Here is a 19,062-nt window from a genome sequence, read left to right as displayed (position 1 = left end):
TTATGAGTTAATAACGACTCCACCATGATTTGGATGAGTGGCAATAAGAATAGAGGGAACTGAATTTGGACCTTAATCTACTGACGACATTTTTGGCCGTTTACAAACACAGCTCTATCACCGTGGCATCAGAGCAGCTCGATATTTCTCAACCCGCGGTAAGCGCGGCGATTAAGAGACTCGAAGGTGTCGTGGGCAAGGCTTTATTTGTGAGAGAAGGACGAGGTATCGCGCCCACTGGAGCAGCGGTATCACTCGCTAATAAGATAGAAGACCCATTGAACATCATTGGAACGGTTGAGCAGCAAAAGAATGACCTTAAAGTCTATTGCACAGAGAGCTTGCTTCATTTCGTTAGCCAGGTTGAAGGCGTAAGCTTTACGGAAGCGCCACTCGAAGAGGAAGAACTGTTTGATGCGCTTACTGCACAAAAAGTAGATATCGTCATTGATGTACTTTCGAGTAAGAAACACTCATTGATTGAAGAAACCATCGTCGATGAGGAGCCCGTGTGTCTGACTCGAATCAACCACCCTCGAATTGGTGAGACACTAAGTAAAGAAGAGTATTTCCAAGAGGAACATATTGCGCTCAAGATCAAACGCGCCAACATGAACACGGTCGAGTTTTTATCAGAGAGCGATATCGAGCCGAGAAAAGTCAGAATTGAAACCAGCTCAATTTCAAGCATGCTGATTTTGGCAAGCACGACAGATTATATCGCCGCTTCTACTCGCTCTTTTGCAGAAATGCTTGCACCAGCGCTTGGCTTACGCGTTCACCCTATCCCCATCAAATTAAGACCGATCACGTTTCGAATGCTCTATCACCGCCGCTACGCTAAAGACGAACAGCACATCAAAACCCGTGAAGCAATCAAATCAGCATTAAGGAAACATAAATGAAACTGAGGTTTTAACTAAAGTTAACCCTATTAATATAAATTCAGTTTAATCACATACTCTCCAGCAAGTTAATTCAATAGAACGACACTGGAGAATCCATGAAAAAACTTAACCTTATTGCTCTACCACTTACGTTACTCAGCAGCGCAGCGTTTGCGACTTCGACTCAAGTTTACATCGAACAAAACGTTGCCTCTAATGCTGCTGATAACGGTGTCTACACCACAGAAGCTGGCGCATTAATCGATACCTCAGAAAATGGACAAGTCTATATAGGTTTTGATGACCAAGGTTGGTTAGCAGCGGGTTACGGCCACGACTTTCACATCAGCGAGTCCTTCACGTTCAACCTATACGGTGAACTCGGTAAATGGGACAACGGTGAAGAGTTATTAATCGAAGGTATTATTGATTACCAAGTCAATGATAACTTCAATGTATTCAGTGGATTGGGATATAACCAGTCAGGGCAAGTACTCGAGAATGTAAGCGACACCACGATCAACACTAATAAGTTCATCGCCGGTGCGGGGTACTCACTCTCAGGCTGGGATTTAGCTTACCAATACACTCACGAAAACAGTGATGGATCCAATGGCGGGTTTACCCACAACGATGACAACGTAATCTTTCATCAAGGCGACTACCGTACCAATGAGCACGAAGTCGTTCTCTCTAAAAGCATCGACGACTGGACACCCTACGTGAAATACACCTACTTCAATACCAACGAAGGTGACCTTTACTTGAACGGCCAATCGATGGGCCCGATCGACAACGACAATATCATTACGCTTGGTTTGTCTTACGACTTCTAAACATCTCAGATTCAATTCTCATAGGCAGATGGATTTGCCCACCTTTCGAGGGCACTACTATGAAAATGACTCCTCAACGCAACAAAGCCATTAATATCGCTGCAGCGATCAGTATCGTTTTGTTTTCTGCGATTCCCACCTACGTAAGTGCTTATCACTTAGACCCCCATTATCTAGAGCCGAGTTATCTAGAAACCAGCTATCTAGACTCCTCCTCCGTCGAATTTATGACACCAGATTTTGATCAGGGGTATCTTAACGATGAGATTAAAGAAAACCTTATTCTGAAATAATTCGTCAACACATTACAAAACGTTATATAGCTCTTGTTTTCTATATAACTCTCATCTTCTTATAGAGCCGTGCTGAGTGATTAAGACTCCGTTCCTGAATCACTTTTTCTAGGCTGATGACATTCAAAACCGCAAATGCAGACGCTAAAAAAGACACCACACTCGTCAAAAAATGTGGTGTCTTGGTTATTATTGCAAGGCTAATTAACTAACAATAGTTAAGATTAGTTGGCTGGACGCCAAACGCCCCATTTGTCATTTTCGTAAGTCGCTTTAGGGTTAGTACCACCTTGAACCCACCATTGTGCTTTCCATGACTGGTTCGAGTAAGTCACGACTTCGCCACCAAGGTAAGTCGCTGATGAGTCCCACGTACCTGGATCTGGCGTAGGGTCTGGGTCAGGAGTCGGATCAGGATCCGGCGTTGGATCTGGGTCTGGTGTCACGCCACCGTCATCGGCAATTACTTCAAAAGTGAAGGTTTCAACACTGTCGCTTTCAATCGAGCTAGCCATAAACGATAAAGTTTCGTTTGCAGTGATGCCAGTGGTATCAACTACGATAGAAGCCGTGCCGTTATTTTGGATGCTTACTGAAGAACCTTGAGTTTGAGTCAATGTCGCGGCTTCGCTTGTTGCAATCACAACCTTATCGCCAGCATTGACTACATTGTCACTCTTCACTAGCTCGTAGATGTCACCTTTCAATGGTTCAACACCACCGTCGCCACCATCAATCAACGTTAACTGACCAGAAGCACGGCTATCTTTTGAGTTGAAGAAGTTACGTGAAGGATCGTTTTGGAAGTACATGTAGTGCTGCATTTCAGCATGCCAGTCACCAATGAAGATCGCGCCATCTTTAAACTCTTCGTGCCAGCCATTAATTTCTGAAGCTAACAAACGAGCCCAATCGTTAACGTTTGAAGCATCAATGACGATGTCGAAGCTTCGCGCTACTTCACCATACTTGTTGATGATGTCGTATTTAACCGTATCACCAATTTCTGGCGTGCCAAACTGGTCAGAAACAAACAGGTCACCACGCACTAGATCAGGCTCTGGACCCGGCTCTGGTGGAGGGGTTGTGCCACCCGCGATAGTGATGTCTGAACAGTTGTAGAAGCCTTCGCCCGCAGCATCATCACGTTGCCAACGAACGAATAGAATCGCATCGCCAGAACGGTCTGAAGGAATAGTGACATTAATGCGGTACTTGCCGCCATTAACCGGAACGTTACCCTCTTCTTGGATAAGATCTAAGTCTCCCCACGCTAGGCCTTTGCTTAGGTCCGCGTTTGGTTTCGTTAGGTAGAACTCCCAGAAAGAAGGGTTGTGTGGCGCTGTCGCATTGAATACATATTCAAACGTACCAGTATTTAGCTCGGTACGAGTCCAACCAGTATGAGGCGCACCCATGCCGCGTTTTTGCGAATCGTTGACATAACATAACGTGCCGTCAGGAATCGCCGCTTTTACAGCATTGATGTTGTTGAAATCTTGGATATTTTTCGCGTACTCGTTACGTTGAACAAACGGGTATGAACCCGAAATGTCTTTTGCTTGAGCACACGCAGCATTAGGTGGTGTACCCGACCAAATCCCGCCTTGCTCGTAACACGTGTTCTGACGCGCGCTTGGAAACTCAGACCAACCATGAGCATTTGCCACTGACGGCACACTCGATAGCATAGCCATACCCACTGCTATTTTTAGAATATTATTATTTATTGTTGTCACTTTCCCACTCTCTATTATTTTACCCTAAACACAAAACCAATTGGTTACTAACCAACCAGCACTGTAATTCGAAGGTTTATAGTTTCTGACTTAAAGAACAACGAAAAATATATACGTCAATTTTATCAATAACAGCGGGTTTTATATTGATAGGAATCAGCATCACACAACTCAAACAAATGCGCTGTAGATAGATGATGTTGCTTCGAATTATGACATTTCAGTATTCTATGTTGATTGAGGGAACAGTATTCGGAATGAATAAAAAAGCGGCTTTATGATTAAGCCGCTTTGGGGATATAAAGGCGTTAGGTAGTAAGAAGATATTTAATAACGGCTATGCATGCCCATGCGATGTGACATGTCATCGTCGATACGACCGCCCTTCCAACCGCCGCCACCCAATAGATTAAGTACATCTCGCGCTGTGTAGTCTTCTCCGCCAAAGAAGTCATTAGACACATCGTTACGCAGCAACTGAATAGTTGGAGCTAATTCAACAGCAAGATCTTGTGGATCCGCAAACAAGGCTAAAGCAATCTGTTGTTGGCGTTTACTCAACTCACGAGAACTTGTTTCAACCTGCCCAATAGAGAAGAAATCACGGCTTCCGTAGCTCTTCACCATCTTTGCAGACAATGACTTAATCACCTTTTTGATTCTTCTTCTTTGGATGTATCTAAACATATTTGCTTCCTTTACTAACTCGCCTTAAACCCAATGAGCAGCTTAACTAATTAGTCTTTTAACCAAACAAAAGATAGGTCTGATTGTCGACTGAGATACTTTTGACTTCGGTGTTGAACACGGACTCTAGCTGCTCAGGGGTAAGCACTTGATCAGCTGAGCCTGATGCTTGAAGTACACCTTTATCGAGCAACAACACTTGGTCTGCGTGTCTTAGTGTTCTGTTCAAATCATGGTTAGCCATGATCACGGCGATGCCTTTCTCAGCCACTCGTTCGATAAGCTTGTACAACAAGGCTTCTTGAGCAATATCCAACGGAGCTGCGGGTTCGTCGAGGATCAGCAGCTTCGCGTATGGGTTAAGTGTCGGCCAAATTTGCAGGCACATTCCCGCCAAACGTACGCGTTGCCATTCACCACCAGACAGTGTCTGAATTGAGCGATGAAGTTTGTCTGCAATGTCTAGCATCTGGCTGATTTCTTCCAAAGCTGCGTTGATTTCAGCATCAAGGCCGTGTGAGGAGCTTGGCAGTGACAATGCAAGATATTGGAACACTTCTAAGTTGAAGGCTGGCCTTGCGCTTTGGCACAAGTAAGCACGATGCAATGATAAATCTTGTAAAGACAGCTCCGACAAATCCTGCCCGTCGATCTTTATATCGCCTTTGTAACCATCACCAATTCCAGATATCGCTTCGAGCAAGGTACTTTTACCGCTGCCATTAGGGCCGATAACGTGAGTCACCTGCCCTTGCTTGAGCTCAAATGATAGTGGTAATAAACGAGCGCCGACGCTCAGGCTCTTAATTTGAATCATGATTTTTAATTAACATCCAAATGAAGATAGGCGCACCGATACTGGTGGTCATCACACCCAAAGGCAGCTCTGCGGAATCTAATAAGGTTCTTGCACAGATATCAGCAAACACCAACAACGCAGCGCCAGCAACGGCAGACAAAGGAAGAAGGTATTTGTTATCAGTACCAATCGCTAAACGCAATAAGTGTGGCACAACCAAGCCAACAAAGCTGATCACGCCGCCCAATGCCACCGCGCAACCTACTAAAATAGACACGGCGAAAATTAGACGCCAGCGTAATCTCGGAACGTTCACGCCTAACTGTGCGGCATGCGTTTCGCCAATCATTAACTTATCTAGCTTACTACCTTGCAGGCACAGCCAAATAATCACGGGGATCATCACCAACGTGAGCGAGTGTTGATACCAAGTGACGCCACCTAAGCTGCCCATCAGCCAATACATCAATAAGCGTAGACTTAAGTCATCACTAAAATAGAACGCCCATGTCACCATCGCGCCAGAAAGAATGCCCAACGCGACACCGACTAGCAGTAATTTAGCCGTGGTGAGTCGCATGGTTTTTACCATGCTCACTAGAATCACGGTAAAACAAAGTGACCCTAAAACGGCGGCAATCATGAACAGTTCTGGTGTAGGAGCAAACGGCAAGAAGAACAGTACGATAACCATCGCCAAGCTTGCGCCACCAGAAATACCGAGCACACCTGGCTCTGCTAATACATTACCCAATAAGACTTGTAGGCTTGCGCCAGATACAGCTAACCCTGCCCCGATGGCAATAGCCGCCAATAATCGAGGTAAGCGTAAATCAACCAGTAGTTTTTGTTCTAACGTGGACAAGGTGCCCAGAGGGGAAATGAAAAGATCGCCAACCATTAGGTAAATCGCACTCAGCGTGACAAGCAGTGCAGCCATCAGATAAATGGCTCGGGTCCATTTTCGCTGTTTTTGGTGAAGAAGTTGTTGGAAATCCATATCAAGCTACTTTGAAATTGTTCGCGTAACCTTACCTGTATCCCTAAATAAACTCAAGGCTCACACCGTAATGTGAACCTTGATATTTCAACCAGTTGAGCGGTTATTTTGCTCGCTTTAACCCGGCTCGGTATTAATCGTACACAAGCTGACCGTGGTCGAATCGTGTTTCAACTTCGCACACCATTAAGGCCGCTCGCTGACCGATAGCAACGTTACGATTTGGAAATACCACCGCTTCGTTTTCATTCTTCGCCATCAATGGCTTATCACCATCATGACCAAACACTTCACCGTGCTTGAACGCCGTAAAGTTTTCAACGGCATCAGAGAACATAAAGTCAAAGTCATCATGCAAACGAACAATGGTTCGGCTTACGCGATAAGTAATGGTTTTCTTTGGTAAATGCTCTGGTTCTATTTCAGCAATCAAATTGCGCATTGCCAAATCGAAAGCAGTTAACTTATCAAGCTGGTTCTCACCAATTCTTGCTACCTGCCCTAGCTCCATTGTCAGTGCTTGCGCTTCAAAGTTTTCAGCGCTGTACCAACTGAAAGTACTGGTTGGCGCATTGGATAACAACACCGCTTCAACGTGAGCACTGTTAATGAATTCGAACAAGGCTTTACTGCGAACTTCGTGGCGAACCTTAGGGCTTACGGCGAAAGAGTAATGCTTAGACAAACGGATCGCACAGTGCAGATCTAAGTGCCAACGAGTGGCAGGTACCGTTTCCTTGTAAAATTCAGTAACCAAGTACTTAAGGTTCTTCGCGATGTCCACTTCTCGATTACTCTCGTGCTGTTTTTCATCAAACAGACGGTTCATATTCACATCAAGAAAACGAGTATGCGCGTTGGTTGCTTCTGGGTGAGCAATGATGAACAAACATCTTGCTGTCACTACTTGGAAGCCTGTTTCAATATCCTCAATGAGCTTATCAATCAGCTCCATTGGTGAAGTTTCGTCGCCGTGAACACCTGTTGAAAAGATGATGTTTTTGGTTTCAGAGTTATACTCAGCGGGAATCACTTCCAATACACCGCGTTGATGAAGCTTAATTTGAACACCGTTACTCAGTACGGTCTGTCCTGCAACCACTTCTTGCTCAAGATCTAGGCTGTCAAAAAGAAATGATTGGCGAAAGAGGGTCTTCGTCATGCGTTACTCCTTAATTGCACGGCCGTATGTTAATAAATTGTACATAGAAATTGTGTTGCTAGGATCGCACTTATCAATAGAAACTCCGTTATCACTCACAAATACTACCCATATATTTTTGTATTACCTGCTGACTTTACTAACCGACATCTGTTCCAAATAATTTCACCTATTTAGAACAACTTTTGGTTATCTCTGTTTATATCAGCAAGATAAGAGCCACGTAAGCTAACACAGCTCTTACCTACCATGAACAGATTGAGATCAATTAATCTTCCTGATCGAGCAATCTTTCAAATTCATCGATTTGAACTTTGACCATGTCGATGCTTTGTTGCCAAAAGTCAGCTTGAGTCAGGTCCATTCCCAAGTGTTTTTGAACGACTTCTTCCGCCATCATGCTGCCCGTATCACGAAGCAAGGAAACGTAATCACCGTAGAATTGTTCGCCCTTAGCATCGCGCTGAGCGTAAACACCTTTACTGAACAGGTAACCGAACAGGTATGGGTAGTTGTAGAAGCTCACTTGAGAGATGCTGAAGTGCAGTTTGCTTGCCCAGAAGTAAGGGTCGGCTTCTGTCATTGCATCGCCATACCACTCCTTCCAAGTGGTTTCCATCAAGTCACACAGCTGCTGAGCCGTTAGCTCACCTTTTTCACGCTGCTCATAGAAGGCTTTTTCAAACTCAAAACGAACGGGAATGTTCACCATTAATGCCAAAGAAGAAGAAAGCTCTTCCCACAGCATTTCAAGTTTCTCATTACGTGTTTGTGCTTGTTTTAACAAATGGTCTCGAACGATATTTTCAGCAAAGATCGAAGCGGTTTCTGCTAGCGTCATTGGGTAGCGTGTTTGACACAACGGCATGTCTTTCATCACCCAGTTGTGGAACGCGTGGCCTAACTCGTGTGCCAATGTCATTAAATCTGAGCGGCTACCGCTCCATGTCATGAACACAAGCGGAGTGCGTGTAGCAGCAAACTTGGTGCAGTAAGCGCCTAAACGTTTGTTGGCTGCTGGTGCGGCATCAATCCAACCATTATCAACCATCAAAGCGACAAAATCAGCCATCTCTGGATTTACTTCAGCGAACGCAGTTTTGATCACGTCGATCGCCTCATCAAATGGGTAAACCTTAGATTCAGCGTCACCCAGCGGCGGCATCGCAGCTAAGTGATTCCAAGGCTTCATTTCATCTAGCCCGTGAACTCTTGCCATTAACAAACCTGCTTTCTGACCAACAGCTCGATTAGCTTTCGCTACCGACATCATGGTGTCTAGCGTTTCTGGCACAATGCGGCTGCCGTGTAGGCTTGGATCTAGGAAATGCACATCGCTAATCTTCGAACGCTTTTTGTTTTCAGTCAGTCGCCAACCCGCCAATGCATTTAGAATCGAAGCAAAAGACTCTTGGTGCGTTTTCATCGCACCTTGAACCGCGCGCCATGCTGGTTCTTGTTTGTCGAATTCGCTGCCGTACAACAGGCTCGCGGCTTGTGAAAAGCCTAGGGCTTCCTCTTCACCGTCCAGCTTTAGCGACAGTTTTAAAGATCCGGTTAGGTTATCGTATAAACGACCCCATCCGTCACGACCATCAACCTTCATCGCTGCAAATAACTGCTCTTCAGCAACACTGAGTCGGCTGCTTGATAACTTACGAGAGCTTTCAATCGCAAAGCGCTGCCCTGCTACGTCCGCACTATCATGCTCTAATACTGCATCAATAAATTCTGGTTCTGCGTGAATTAGCGTATCTTCGTAAGGGCTGAACGCTTGAGACATTTCAGAGTTCAGCTTCGCTACACGACCAAGCAATGCTTTCGCTTCTGTGTGTGTCGCGTCGACCGATGCGTGGCAATTAGCGAAGGTGTTGATTGTACTCAGTAACGTGCCTGCCGCTTCTGAAGTCTGAATCGCGTTTTGCATCGCTAGAATGATATGACGCTTTTCAACGTGTAGGTTCAACAGCTCAATGCACTGCTGAATGAGTTCAATGTCCTGTTCGATTTTTGCATCATTAAGATCGCTATAAGCAATGCTTAGATCCCAACTTGGTGTTGTCATGACTAAATTCCTTTCACGTAGGTAGTAATACCAATCAGGTATAGCGGCTGTGAACGCCGCTTTATACTTCTATTTATATTTCTGTTTCTATTTACAGATCTAAAAGATTGTTAATTCTTAAACTGTGTTTTTTGAACACTCAGAGAACAGGTATCCCTATCGATTTAACGCTGATAAAGCTCTGCGCAAACTGAGTGATTTGAATATGCGTTATCGATGCGTTTTCTATCGATAACTTCGAGTACAAACTCGGGTTTTTCCAATCAATATTAAGGCAGTGCGCTAGCAGTATGCGAATCACACCACCATGAGTAACCAACAATATGTTGTCACTTGAATCATTCAAAAGTTGCGACCAAGCTTGAGTTACTCTGTCGTGGAAGCTCTGTAAACTTTCTGCGCCAGTTAATTGATGATTAGCAGGGTCTTTCCAAAAGGTTTCTAACATTCCCCACTTGTCTTCAAGTTCATCAAATGGGACACCATCTACTTCACCGAAGTTCATTTCCTGAAAACCCGATGCAACTGATAAAGGCACAGACATACGCTCTGCAAACAAGCTCGCGAGATCACCACATCGTCTTAGTGGAGAGCTAACCACGCTATCAAAGGTAATGTCTTGTGTAGTTAGTGCCTCACATATCTGTTCTTGAAGATCAGAGTTGACCAGCACATCAGATAAACCATTGAGCGCAGCTTTTCCTTCGACTTTGCCATGTCTTAACAAATAGATGTTTTTGGTTGTTCCATTAACCATGTGTGCGACCTAGCCTTGAATATCAAGCAAGTGATTAGATGGTTTTAAGTGCAGCGGCAATCCGGCAGCAACCAGCGTGACGCGCTCAACGACGCGAGCTAGCGCTTGGTTCATTCGTCCTGCATTGTCCACAAACAAGCGAGACACTTTACCCAGCGGCACCACACCTAAACCGACTTCGTTAGAGACCATGATAATTTGCGCCGGACTTTGCTCGACGCTTTTGACCAACACTTCAACCACGGCTTCAAGCTGTTCATTAGTTGCGTCATCACCCAGTTCAAAGATGATGTTGTTCAACCACAAGGTTAGGCAATCAATCAATACCACATCTTCTTTCTCAAAAGACTGCAGTTTTTCGGCTAATTCGACGGGTACTTCATGCTCAATCCACTGCTCGCCACGACGTTGTTGATGGTGCGCGATTCGTTCTCGCATTTCATCATCAAGATATGTCGCTGTCGCAATATAATTGAGGCGTCCATTTGAACATGCTTCAAGCGCACATAATGCTTGTTGCTCTGCAAAACTAGACTTACCAGAACGAGCTCCACCCAATATCAGATGACTATTTCGCTGACTTGTTTGATTAATTTGACTAGCTTGATTCGTGTTTGTCATAGGAAGCCGTTATAGAAAGCCATTGTAAAATGCAGTAATGAATACAAGGTAAGTCAGCAACTCCATCAGCTGTTGAGCGGCCCCCAAGCAGTCGCCAGTAAAGCCGCCAATTCGAGCCGTTAACCACTTTTTGAAACCTGTTCTGAACAGATAGGCGACGACAGATAAAACCAAAGCGAATTCAAGACCAAACCACAGGCTAGGCAGCACGCCTACAAGCAATAAGAAGGCAAGTTCACCTTTGGTTTGCTTGTTGGCCAAAGGCTTACTTTTACTGGTATCTAAATCGCTAACATAAGGCATGTCATAAATCAGTGATGCAGCAATCGCGCGGCTAAAGGTATAACTGGTCACTATAACCATGAACAGAGCTGTCATGTTGACCAGCTCATTCAACAGCACCCACTTGCCAAGCAGAGCCATAACCAGAGCAGACGCGCCATAAGTACCAATTCGACTGTCTTTCATAATGGTCAAGCGGCGTTCTAGAGTCATGCCGCCACCAATGCCATCCGCCATATCAGTCAAACCATCTTCATGGAATGCACCTGTGAGCATCAGGCTAAAACTCATCATCAAAAAGATCGCCACCGCACTCGGCAATATGATATCAAGTAGCAAGAACACACCGCCACACAGAACACCAAGTAACAAACCAACCGTTGAAAAGTAGCGACCAGAACGATTCATTCGATCTGATGAATAGGGCGTGTTCTTCGGCATTGGTAAGCGAGAAAAGAAGCCCATCGCCAGCGCAAACAGTTCCCACTGATAAGTGACTCGACCTTTCAACGATCTTTCTGATGCATCACTCATTAAACCGTGACTCCAGCACTTTCGAAGCTCGCCATGTTGTTATAGAACTCGGCTGCCGCACGAATAATGGGCATAGCTAGCGCAGCACCCGTGCCCTCGCCTAATCTCAATCCAAGATCGAGCAGTGGCTCAGCGTCTAGCAGCTCTAACAGAATTTTGTGCCCTGACTCTTCAGAGCGATGAGCAAAGATCATGTAATCACGGCAGTTCGGTTCAATTAAGGTCGCGACATACGCTGCAACCGATACGATAAAACCATCGACTAATATTGGTGTTCTGTTCTGGTAAGCGCCAAGGAAACCACCCACCATTTGAACGATTTCATAGCCACCGACTTGTGCTAGTACCTCTTTAATATCTTTAACTTCATTCGCATCTAAACCTTTGCAACGCGCGACACCTTGCTCAACCACAGCCACTTTACGTGCAAGCTGTTCATTGTTGATGCCAGTGCCTAGGCCAACACACTCCGCTGCAGCACGATTCGCTAATGCACTTAAGATCGCTGATGCGCTGCTGGTATTTCCGATACCCATTTCACCAAACATGATGATATTGGTGCCATTCGAAATGGTTTTAGATACAAGATCTGTACCCAGTTCAATCCCACGTTCAACCGTTTCTAAACTCATTGCCGCTTCATTGGCAAAGTTATTGGTTCGCGTACCCAAACGCTGAGAGATCAACATGTCACTGTCTGATTCCACAGGCAACAATATCCCCGTGTCGACTACCGTGATATCGATATTATTCACCGCACAGAAGCAATTGATCGCCGCGCCATCGCTTAAGAAGTTCAACACCATCTGTTGTGTTACCGCGCTTGGAGCAATACTCACGCCTTCGTCAGCAATGCCATGGTCGCCAGCAAAAATGATGATACTTGGCTTATTCAATTCGATGTGTTCAACCGCAGCTTCTTTGCCTTGGCTCTGAATCAAAGCCAGTTGATGTGCGACTTTTTCTAGTAAGCCAAGTGCGCCAAGTGGCTTGGTTTTTTGGTCAATTCGGTGTTGGATGTACTGCGAGTATTGGGTATCTAACATAGTTTTTAAAAACGCTTATTCTGGGTACGTTGATATAGGGCTGCTACTTAGGGCGTGCGACAGAAAACACATTGGAAAGCGTGGCGTATTCACCGCCACCCAATCGAGATAAAGGATCAAGTGCTAACGCGTCGATCTTAAGACGCTCACTGTCTTTGTCGATCACGTCTTCGGAAATGTACACGGTTTCGACTTGAGCAAAGATGAGGCTTTGTGGCACTTCTCCAACCTCTTTTACTTCGTACAAGGTGCATCCAAAAGCGACCGCGCACTCTTTCAATCTCGGTAAAGAGAAGCCTTCAAATTCAACCAGATCAATGTTATTCGCGGTGACTTCCGAATCACCATGTTCAAGGGTAGCTGCTGTCGCCGTCATGGTTTCGGCAGAACTTGAAGAAGCAATGTGAATCACTAGCTTACCCGTTTCTAGCGCATTACGAGTGGTATCTTTGATTTCGCCGGACGGCTTCTTCCCAACCGATAACATCAGTAACGGCGGATTACTAGAAACAGGCGTGAAATAAGAGAAAGGCGCGAGGTTGTACTCTTGGTCAGAAGATTCCGTCAATGCCCACGCAATCGGGCGAGGAACAACGGTTTGTGTCATCAGGTGATAAATCTGAGTGGGAGCAAGAGTATCAAGCTTGAGGTTCATAGCACGTCCTTGGTCTATGTGAATTACGACTCAGTTTACGTGTTAAGCAAGGCTGTATCTATGGCTATGTGGCAGAAACCGCAGAGAGTGTTCTTAATTTAAACAGATCACACTGGTTTTTTCTCAGATTGACAGTCAAATTGACGAACCCTAAAACACAAATAATACTGATAATAGATTTATCAATAACTTACATTTTGGCATCGTTTATGCCTTATCTAAATTACTTATTAATCTCTCCATTGATAAGTACCCATACAGTGAATGCCCACAACACTGACGCTACACGAAGAAAGACAATCGATTGAAAGACAAAACAGAACAACGATTTAGGAGGTGTAATGATTCCAAATTCAAGTAAAATGAAAACCAAATAAATCAAGTAAGAAAGCTAGCAAAAAGGTAAGGAAAATCCCACTGTCCTTTACCTAGTAAGAAGCAAGAAAAGTAACAAAGCCCGTCGCCCAGCGGGCTTTGTTATGTTTAACGCCTAACTTAAGTTTCAAACCGCATTTATCTTTCCCACCACCATTATGTTTCATATCGTACTTATGCTTCAGACCGTACTTATGCGTCGAGCCAAACTAAATCATCTCTTTTTCCATAAACAGGCGACTCCCCACATACTACTGACCACTCGTTTAACAAACTTTTATTCGCTTAAAATTCAAACACTGTTTATATTAAACAAGCACTTGTGGAGTGAAGAAGGGATTAAAATGAGCATTTCTGGAGACAAAACATCGGTCGTGGTGGCTGGTGCAACCGGGTTAATTGGTCATCATGTGATGAAGTTGCTCATCGATGAACCCGCCGCTGATCATATCTATGCCCTATCTCGCCGAGCGTTAGATTCACAGTTTGATTCCAACAAGCTCCACACACTCATTCACAGCGACCTGCAAGTTACCAGTTGGGATGACACGAATGCGACGCCTAATCTTGGCGTTATCTGCTTAGGTACGACTAAGAAAAAGGCAGGATCAAAAGAAGCGCTTCGCAAAATCGATGTGGAACTGGTTAGCCAAGTCGCACAGTCGATGAAGTTTCTTGGGGTTCAACGCGTAGCGGTCGTTTCTAGCTATGGCGCTTCACCAGATTCCTATTCGCACTACCTTCGCTGTAAAGGACAAATGGAACAAAATTTAAAACGTATTGGCTTCAAGCAGCTTTTCATCGCACGCCCTGGGCCTCTGGTGGGTGAGCGTGATGAACCTAGAGCTGATGAAAAACTCCTGCAAAGTGTCTTTCCTCTGCTGTCTCCATTTATGCTTGGTAAGTTCAAAAACCTACGCCCTATTCAGTCGGAAAACGTAGCCAAAGCAATGTTGTTCCGGTTATTCGAAAATAATTTCCAAAATATCGAAATTTACTCGTCAAGTGACATGCTCAATTTATTGGCAAAATATCGCTAAAAAGCTCACCTATTCATCACAATGTTGAATATCCACCCATACCATTGAGTGGATATTACTAATCGTTCTAATAAATTACTTTTCCTTATTTTACGTTTTGTAACAGAACGTTATTTTAGCAGCAGTACTGACACCTATACATCTAGGTGCCTAATTGATCTAGAGTTATTCATAAGGAAAACAAATGTCATTTTCAGCTATCGCTGCCTTGGCGGTATTCACTGGTATCCTCTTTTTTCTCTACGGACAGCAGAAAAAAGAAAACACACTTTCTCGCCTCGTTTTACTCGGTTTAGTTTTTGGTAGCGCATTCGGCCTAGGCTTACAGCTGCTATTTGGCGAAGGCAATCCAGCCATCAAAGAAACGTTGGATTGGGTAAATGTTGTTGGCAGTGGCTATGTTGGCCTACTAAAAATGGTGATCATGCCATTAGTCTTGGTTTCAATGATTGCAGCCGTGGTGAAGCTTGAGAAAGGCGGTTCACTGGGCAAGATTTCTGGTATCACTATTTCAGTATTACTGGCAACAACGGCGATCTCTGCGATTGTGGGTATTGCAGTGGCTCAAGCATTCGGTCTTTCGGCTGAAGGCTTAACAGAGGGCGCTCGTGAAACAGCTCGTATTGCAACACTAGAAAGCCGCATGGGAAGTGTTTCAGACCTAACCATTCCACAAATGCTGGTTAGTTTCATTCCGACTAACCCGTTTGCTGATCTAACCGGTGCTCGCTCTACGTCTATCATCGCTGTGGTTATCTTCGGCGTGCTAACAGGTATTGCTGCTCGTAAAGTAATGGCTGAGAAAGAAGAGCTAGAATCACCGATCCGTACTTTCGTTGACGCTGCACAATCTATCGTTATGCGCTTAGTTAAGATGATCATGGCACTCACGCCATACGGCATCGCTGCGTTAATGGCAAAAGTAGTCGCAACATCGAGTGCTTCAGACATCCTAAGCCTACTGGGTTTCATCGTTGCTTCTTACGTAGCAATCATCCTGATGTTTGTTGTTCACGGTGTGTTGGTCTCTTTTGTTGGTGTAAACCCGAAAGAGTACTTCCAAAAAATCTGGCCTGTTCTAACGTTCGCTTTCACTTCGCGTAGTTCTGCTGCAACGATTCCACTGAACGTTGAAGCTCAAATCACCAAGCTAAATGTGCCACCAGCGATTGCTAACCTGTCTGCAACTTTCGGTGCAACGATTGGTCAAAACGGTTGTGCGGGTATCTACCCTGCAATGCTAGCAGTCATGGTTGCGCCTACGGTTGGCATCGACCCAATGGACATCAACTTCATTCTATCTCTGATTGCTATTATCACAGTGAGCTCATTCGGTATTGCTGGCGTAGGTGGCGGTGCAACGTTCGCGGCGCTTATCGTACTTCCAGCTATGGGTCTTCCTGTAACGATTGCAGCACTGCTTATCTCTATCGAGCCACTTATCGATATGGCACGTACGGCGCTTAACGTATCTGGTGCAATGACAGCCGGTACGATCACAAGCCGCCTATTGGGTAAGAAAGACAAGCAACAAGATCTGGAACAAGCGAACGCTTAATGAGTTCGATTGATTCAATAACTTGAGTCTCGTTAAACAAAAAAACCGATGCACATGCATCGGTTTTTTATTATCTGTTACTTCTAACTTCCATTACTTCACGAGCAACAGCTTAGAACACAAGTTGAATGACTTTTTCGGCAAGTGCTTCATCGTCGTCTTCACTTAATCCGCTGACACCAATAGCGCCAATCACCTGCCCATTTAATTCAATGGGAACACCGCCTTTAAAGCCAGTGATCTTTGGGTCAGTCCAGTAACTTAAGTCTTTACCAGTTTCTCTCGCCCAAGCACCTAAGTTACCGCTTGGCTGTCTATCTCTTGCAGATGTATAAGCTTTGTTCTGTGCTAACAATCCGGCTTGAACACTCACATTATCCATGCGAATAAACGCCAGTAACTCACCGTGCGTATCACACACGCTCACCGCGATTGCTTGTTGATTACGCTCAGCAATGTCTAGAGCGTTAGACACCAGTTGTTGCGCGATCTTTTGATTCAACATATTCATTCCTTATGGCAGTGCTTGACCACGTGAGTACACGTATAGGTTGTACCACTCTTCACGAGACAGGTTTATCTGAGTCGCTACCGCTGAAGCTTTGATTCGGTCTAGATTTGTGGTGCCAATAACAGGTTGGATACGAGCTGGGTGACGAAGCAAAAATGCCAACACAATCGCTTCACTTTCTACGCCATATTGATTTGCTAACTGAGCCACGTAGTGCGCCGTCTTTTTCACGTGTTCATGTTCTGAATACAAACCTTGCTCAGCAAATCGGCCTTGTGCCAAACAACCCCAAGCTTGCAATTGGATGTCATTCATTTGGCAATGTTCAAGAGTGCCTGCGGCGAAGTCTGATTGATGGTGCCCTTGCGAGTTAATCATCACCCCATCGTTCAACCAATCCAACTTGGCTAAGCTCATCTCAACTTGATTCGCGACAATGGGTTGCCCAAGTGCAGATTGCAGGTACTGAATTTGGTGACTGTTCATGTTCGACACACCAAAGAAATCGACCTTACCCTGCGCTTTTAAGTGCTCTAACACTCTTGCCAGGTCATCGAGTTCCATCAAGGGATCAGGACGATGTAATAACAGCACATCGAGCTTTTCAGTATTCAATCGGTTGAGAATACCGTCTACCGATTGGCTTACCCAATCTACCGAGAAATCATAACGACCGACATTGCCCTCACCTTCAAAACGAATCCCACACTTAGATTGAATGAACATCTGATCACGTAATTCAGGCGCTTGTTGTAACGCTTGACCAAAAGCTTGCTCAGCTTTGCTGAACGTATAGATATCCGCATGATCGAATAAGTTAATACCCGATTCTAATGCTGTCTCGATTACGCTTCGTGTTTGAGCAACATCCGCACTTGTCACTGGATTATCATTCCAGCCACCACCTAACCCCATGCAGCCATAGGCGACTTGGCCGACATTCGGCAGATAATTTGATAATGGGATACGATTTTTATCATTCGTTTTGTTTGTAGATTCAATGCTGTTCGTCATATCGATTCTCGCTTAGAAGATTTGCTGACCATAAATATGCCTCTATCATATTGTTCTTTTTAAAAAACAGAATATGCTAGTTACGAAATGATTGTTTGATATGACGAACAATAGATTAGTAGGAATGCGCGAATGAACGAACACAAAAGAATTGAACGACTGATCTTGTTTGTAGAACTTGCTCAGCAACTCAACTTTACCAAGGCAGCTGAAAAGCTCGGTATCTCTAAGAGCTACCTTTCTGAGCAGATCAAACGTTTAGAGAATGATTTACAGTGCCCGCTTTTGGTCAGAACCACGCGCAGTGTTCGTTTAACCCAAGAAGGCGAACGCGCGTTGCAACAAGGCTTAACGATTCGCTCGCAAGTTTTACAGCTTGAACGCAGTGTTTCTGAGCAACACGACATCGTAAAAGGTCTATTGCGCCTCACCGCACCAAAGATGTTTACTGAGGTATATCTATTCGATATCTGCCAACAGTTTAGGCAACAATATCCAGAAATCCGCTTTGAGATAAACAGCAGCTACACCAACTTTAATCTCAATCAAGATGATATCGATATCGCGTTTCGTGCCACCAATACTCCACCTGACAACATGGTGGCGAAACACTTGATTAGCTATCAGCATGATTTAGTCGCGACTCCTGGCTATCTTGATCAGTTTGGCCGCCCCAACAATGCCAACGACTTAAATGACCATCAATGCTTAGCAACGCTGCACCAAACCGAGTGGCCTTTAAAATCGGCAAATATTGATGTGTCCGGCTGGCTTTCAAGCAATGACAACCACTTACTTAAGCAACAAGCTATGGCAGGCGGTGGCATCATCCGTATCGCAAGTTATTACGTCGCGAAAGAGGTCGAGCTTGGAGAATTAGAGCGAGTGCTGACTGATGAATGTCTGCAACAAGGCAACAGTATTTACCTTTTCTATCCGCAAGTTATTTATCCGGCAAAGAAACACCAAGTGTTCGTTAAATTTGTTCAGCATTACTTTGAAAGCTTAAGTCGATAAAATGATGCACAGCTCACTAGGGCTTGTTGGTTTCATCTGGCCAACATATTCGTCGTAGCGAGCTCTACTTCAACCTCTTCGGCTGAATGTGATACCAGTGAAAGTCGACTATATGGCCGATCTACTTTCAAGCCTACTCGTCCTAGTTCTTTTATTTTTTCTTGCTCTTACATTTACATTAATA

At 44.7% G+C, this 19,062-nt stretch carries 19 protein-coding genes; 6 read left to right on the top strand and 13 right to left on the bottom strand.

Annotated elements, in window-relative coordinates; genetic code table 11:
- Positions 1-65 precede the first annotated feature (65 nt).
- The 3 genes from AB4185_RS04095 (at position 66) to AB4185_RS04085 (ending at position 2,016) form a co-directional block, all read left to right on the top strand.
- Positions 66-905: a LysR family transcriptional regulator gene (locus AB4185_RS04095; RefSeq protein WP_017068280.1), complete on the top strand. Its 840-nt coding sequence runs from the start codon at positions 66-68 to the stop codon at positions 903-905.
- 98 nt (positions 906-1,003) lie between these two features.
- On the top strand, positions 1,004-1,723 hold the full coding sequence (locus tag AB4185_RS04090; RefSeq protein WP_229647270.1) for a hypothetical protein: 720 nt from the start codon (positions 1,004-1,006) through the stop codon (positions 1,721-1,723).
- Between the two features lie 59 nt (positions 1,724-1,782).
- Complete coding sequence (locus AB4185_RS04085; RefSeq protein WP_372134926.1) at positions 1,783-2,016, top strand: hypothetical protein; 234 nt, start codon at positions 1,783-1,785, stop codon at positions 2,014-2,016.
- Between the two features lie 224 nt (positions 2,017-2,240).
- Here the strand turns inward: AB4185_RS04085 and AB4185_RS04080 are convergent, their stop codons facing one another.
- The 11 genes from AB4185_RS04080 to AB4185_RS04030 form a co-directional block, all read right to left on the bottom strand.
- Positions 2,241-3,707, bottom strand: coding sequence for a lytic polysaccharide monooxygenase (locus AB4185_RS04080; RefSeq protein ID WP_372102312.1), 1,467 nt, complete (start codon positions 3,705-3,707; stop codon positions 2,241-2,243).
- A 375-nt stretch (positions 3,708-4,082) separates the two neighbouring features.
- Positions 4,083-4,442 carry a DUF6559 family protein gene (locus AB4185_RS04075; protein ID WP_229647267.1) on the bottom strand — a complete coding sequence of 120 codons (360 nt, stop codon included), beginning with the start codon at positions 4,440-4,442 and terminating at the stop codon, positions 4,083-4,085.
- A gap of 58 nt (positions 4,443-4,500) precedes the next feature.
- The gene (btuD, locus tag AB4185_RS04070) at positions 4,501-5,259 is read right to left on the bottom strand and encodes a vitamin B12 ABC transporter ATP-binding protein BtuD (protein WP_136978782.1); all 759 of its coding nucleotides are present in this window, start codon (positions 5,257-5,259) and stop codon (positions 4,501-4,503) included.
- Positions 5,246-6,241 (bottom strand): vitamin B12 ABC transporter permease BtuC, encoded by a 996-nt coding sequence (btuC, locus tag AB4185_RS04065; RefSeq protein WP_372134924.1) that lies wholly within the window; start codon positions 6,239-6,241, stop codon positions 5,246-5,248. The genes btuD and btuC overlap by 14 nt, the downstream gene beginning before the upstream one ends.
- Positions 6,242-6,374: 133 nt before the next feature.
- Complete coding sequence (locus AB4185_RS04060) at positions 6,375-7,403, bottom strand: succinylglutamate desuccinylase (RefSeq protein ID WP_372134922.1); 1,029 nt, start codon at positions 7,401-7,403, stop codon at positions 6,375-6,377.
- 268 nt (positions 7,404-7,671) lie between these two features.
- Complete coding sequence (locus tag AB4185_RS04055) at positions 7,672-9,468, bottom strand: M3 family oligoendopeptidase (RefSeq protein ID WP_372134920.1); 1,797 nt, start codon at positions 9,466-9,468, stop codon at positions 7,672-7,674.
- A 139-nt stretch (positions 9,469-9,607) separates the two neighbouring features.
- A complete protein-coding gene (cobC, locus tag AB4185_RS04050) occupies positions 9,608-10,225 on the bottom strand; it encodes an alpha-ribazole phosphatase family protein (protein WP_017059155.1) in 618 nt (205 codons plus the stop codon).
- Between the two features lie 9 nt (positions 10,226-10,234).
- Positions 10,235-10,846, bottom strand: coding sequence for a bifunctional adenosylcobinamide kinase/adenosylcobinamide-phosphate guanylyltransferase (gene cobU, locus AB4185_RS04045; RefSeq protein ID WP_372134918.1), 612 nt, complete (start codon positions 10,844-10,846; stop codon positions 10,235-10,237).
- Between the two features lie 9 nt (positions 10,847-10,855).
- Positions 10,856-11,662, bottom strand: coding sequence for an adenosylcobinamide-GDP ribazoletransferase (locus AB4185_RS04040; RefSeq protein WP_372134916.1), 807 nt, complete (start codon positions 11,660-11,662; stop codon positions 10,856-10,858).
- Complete coding sequence (cobT, locus tag AB4185_RS04035) at positions 11,662-12,708, bottom strand: nicotinate-nucleotide--dimethylbenzimidazole phosphoribosyltransferase (RefSeq protein ID WP_372134914.1); 1,047 nt, start codon at positions 12,706-12,708, stop codon at positions 11,662-11,664. The genes AB4185_RS04040 and cobT overlap by 1 nt, the downstream gene beginning before the upstream one ends.
- A gap of 43 nt (positions 12,709-12,751) precedes the next feature.
- On the bottom strand, positions 12,752-13,363 hold the full coding sequence (locus tag AB4185_RS04030) for a flavin reductase family protein (protein WP_017065519.1): 612 nt from the start codon (positions 13,361-13,363) through the stop codon (positions 12,752-12,754).
- A 719-nt stretch (positions 13,364-14,082) separates the two neighbouring features.
- Here AB4185_RS04030 and AB4185_RS04025 point away from each other — a divergent pair.
- Both AB4185_RS04025 and AB4185_RS04020 read left to right on the top strand, forming a co-directional pair.
- Complete coding sequence (locus AB4185_RS04025) at positions 14,083-14,778, top strand: NAD-dependent epimerase/dehydratase family protein (protein ID WP_372134912.1); 696 nt, start codon at positions 14,083-14,085, stop codon at positions 14,776-14,778.
- A gap of 184 nt (positions 14,779-14,962) precedes the next feature.
- The gene (locus AB4185_RS04020; protein ID WP_017083466.1) at positions 14,963-16,336 is read left to right on the top strand and encodes an L-cystine transporter; all 1,374 of its coding nucleotides are present in this window, start codon (positions 14,963-14,965) and stop codon (positions 16,334-16,336) included.
- A gap of 112 nt (positions 16,337-16,448) precedes the next feature.
- On the opposite strand, the gene AB4185_RS04015 is transcribed toward AB4185_RS04020, so the two are convergent.
- Together AB4185_RS04015 and AB4185_RS04010 are read right to left on the bottom strand one after the other, a co-directional pair.
- Positions 16,449-16,841, bottom strand: a complete 393-nt coding sequence (locus AB4185_RS04015; RefSeq protein WP_017066157.1) for a heme-binding protein — start codon at positions 16,839-16,841, stop codon at positions 16,449-16,451.
- Positions 16,842-16,850: 9 nt separating this feature from the next.
- A complete protein-coding gene (locus tag AB4185_RS04010; protein ID WP_102458687.1) occupies positions 16,851-17,861 on the bottom strand; it encodes an aldo/keto reductase family oxidoreductase in 1,011 nt (336 codons plus the stop codon).
- A 132-nt stretch (positions 17,862-17,993) separates the two neighbouring features.
- Between AB4185_RS04010 and AB4185_RS04005 the strand changes: the two genes are divergently transcribed.
- Entirely contained in the window at positions 17,994-18,878 is an 885-nt protein-coding gene (locus AB4185_RS04005) for a LysR family transcriptional regulator (protein ID WP_372117327.1), read from the top strand.
- Positions 18,879-19,062 lie beyond the last annotated feature (184 nt).

This window comes from Vibrio sp. 10N.286.48.F5 (assembly GCF_041469785.1).
GTDB lineage: Bacteria > Pseudomonadota > Gammaproteobacteria > Enterobacterales > Vibrionaceae > Vibrio > Vibrio crassostreae_C.
The sequence above is the reverse complement of the archived record's forward strand: the minus strand, read 5'-3'. Positions and strand labels throughout refer to the sequence as shown.

Excerpts from the sequence above, each read along its gene's own strand:
- AB4185_RS04090 (WP_229647270.1), top strand. The coding sequence starts at position 1,004 with ATGAAAAAACTTAACCTTATTGCTCTACCACTTACGTTACTCAGCAGC.
- AB4185_RS04085 (WP_372134926.1), top strand. The coding sequence starts at position 1,783 with ATGAAAATGACTCCTCAACGCAACAAAGCCATTAATATCGCTGCAGCG.
- AB4185_RS04080 (WP_372102312.1), bottom strand. The coding sequence starts at position 3,707 with ATGCTATCGAGTGTGCCGTCAGTGGCAAATGCTCATGGTTGGTCTGAG.
- AB4185_RS04075 (WP_229647267.1), bottom strand. The coding sequence starts at position 4,442 with ATGTTTAGATACATCCAAAGAAGAAGAATCAAAAAGGTGATTAAGTCA.
- btuD (WP_136978782.1), bottom strand. The coding sequence starts at position 5,259 with ATGATTCAAATTAAGAGCCTGAGCGTCGGCGCTCGTTTATTACCACTA.
- btuC (WP_372134924.1), bottom strand. The coding sequence starts at position 6,241 with ATGGATTTCCAACAACTTCTTCACCAAAAACAGCGAAAATGGACCCGA.
- AB4185_RS04060 (WP_372134922.1), bottom strand. The coding sequence starts at position 7,403 with ATGACGAAGACCCTCTTTCGCCAATCATTTCTTTTTGACAGCCTAGAT.
- AB4185_RS04055 (WP_372134920.1), bottom strand. The coding sequence starts at position 9,468 with ATGACAACACCAAGTTGGGATCTAAGCATTGCTTATAGCGATCTTAAT.
- cobC (WP_017059155.1), bottom strand. The coding sequence starts at position 10,225 with ATGGTTAATGGAACAACCAAAAACATCTATTTGTTAAGACATGGCAAA.
- cobU (WP_372134918.1), bottom strand. The coding sequence starts at position 10,846 with ATGACAAACACGAATCAAGCTAGTCAAATTAATCAAACAAGTCAGCGA.
- AB4185_RS04040 (WP_372134916.1), bottom strand. The coding sequence starts at position 11,662 with ATGAGTGATGCATCAGAAAGATCGTTGAAAGGTCGAGTCACTTATCAG.
- cobT (WP_372134914.1), bottom strand. The coding sequence starts at position 12,708 with ATGTTAGATACCCAATACTCGCAGTACATCCAACACCGAATTGACCAA.
- AB4185_RS04030 (WP_017065519.1), bottom strand. The coding sequence starts at position 13,363 with ATGAACCTCAAGCTTGATACTCTTGCTCCCACTCAGATTTATCACCTG.
- AB4185_RS04025 (WP_372134912.1), top strand. The coding sequence starts at position 14,083 with ATGAGCATTTCTGGAGACAAAACATCGGTCGTGGTGGCTGGTGCAACC.
- AB4185_RS04020 (WP_017083466.1), top strand. The coding sequence starts at position 14,963 with ATGTCATTTTCAGCTATCGCTGCCTTGGCGGTATTCACTGGTATCCTC.
- AB4185_RS04015 (WP_017066157.1), bottom strand. The coding sequence starts at position 16,841 with ATGTTGAATCAAAAGATCGCGCAACAACTGGTGTCTAACGCTCTAGAC.
- AB4185_RS04010 (WP_102458687.1), bottom strand. The coding sequence starts at position 17,861 with ATGACGAACAGCATTGAATCTACAAACAAAACGAATGATAAAAATCGT.
- AB4185_RS04005 (WP_372117327.1), top strand. The coding sequence starts at position 17,994 with ATGAACGAACACAAAAGAATTGAACGACTGATCTTGTTTGTAGAACTT.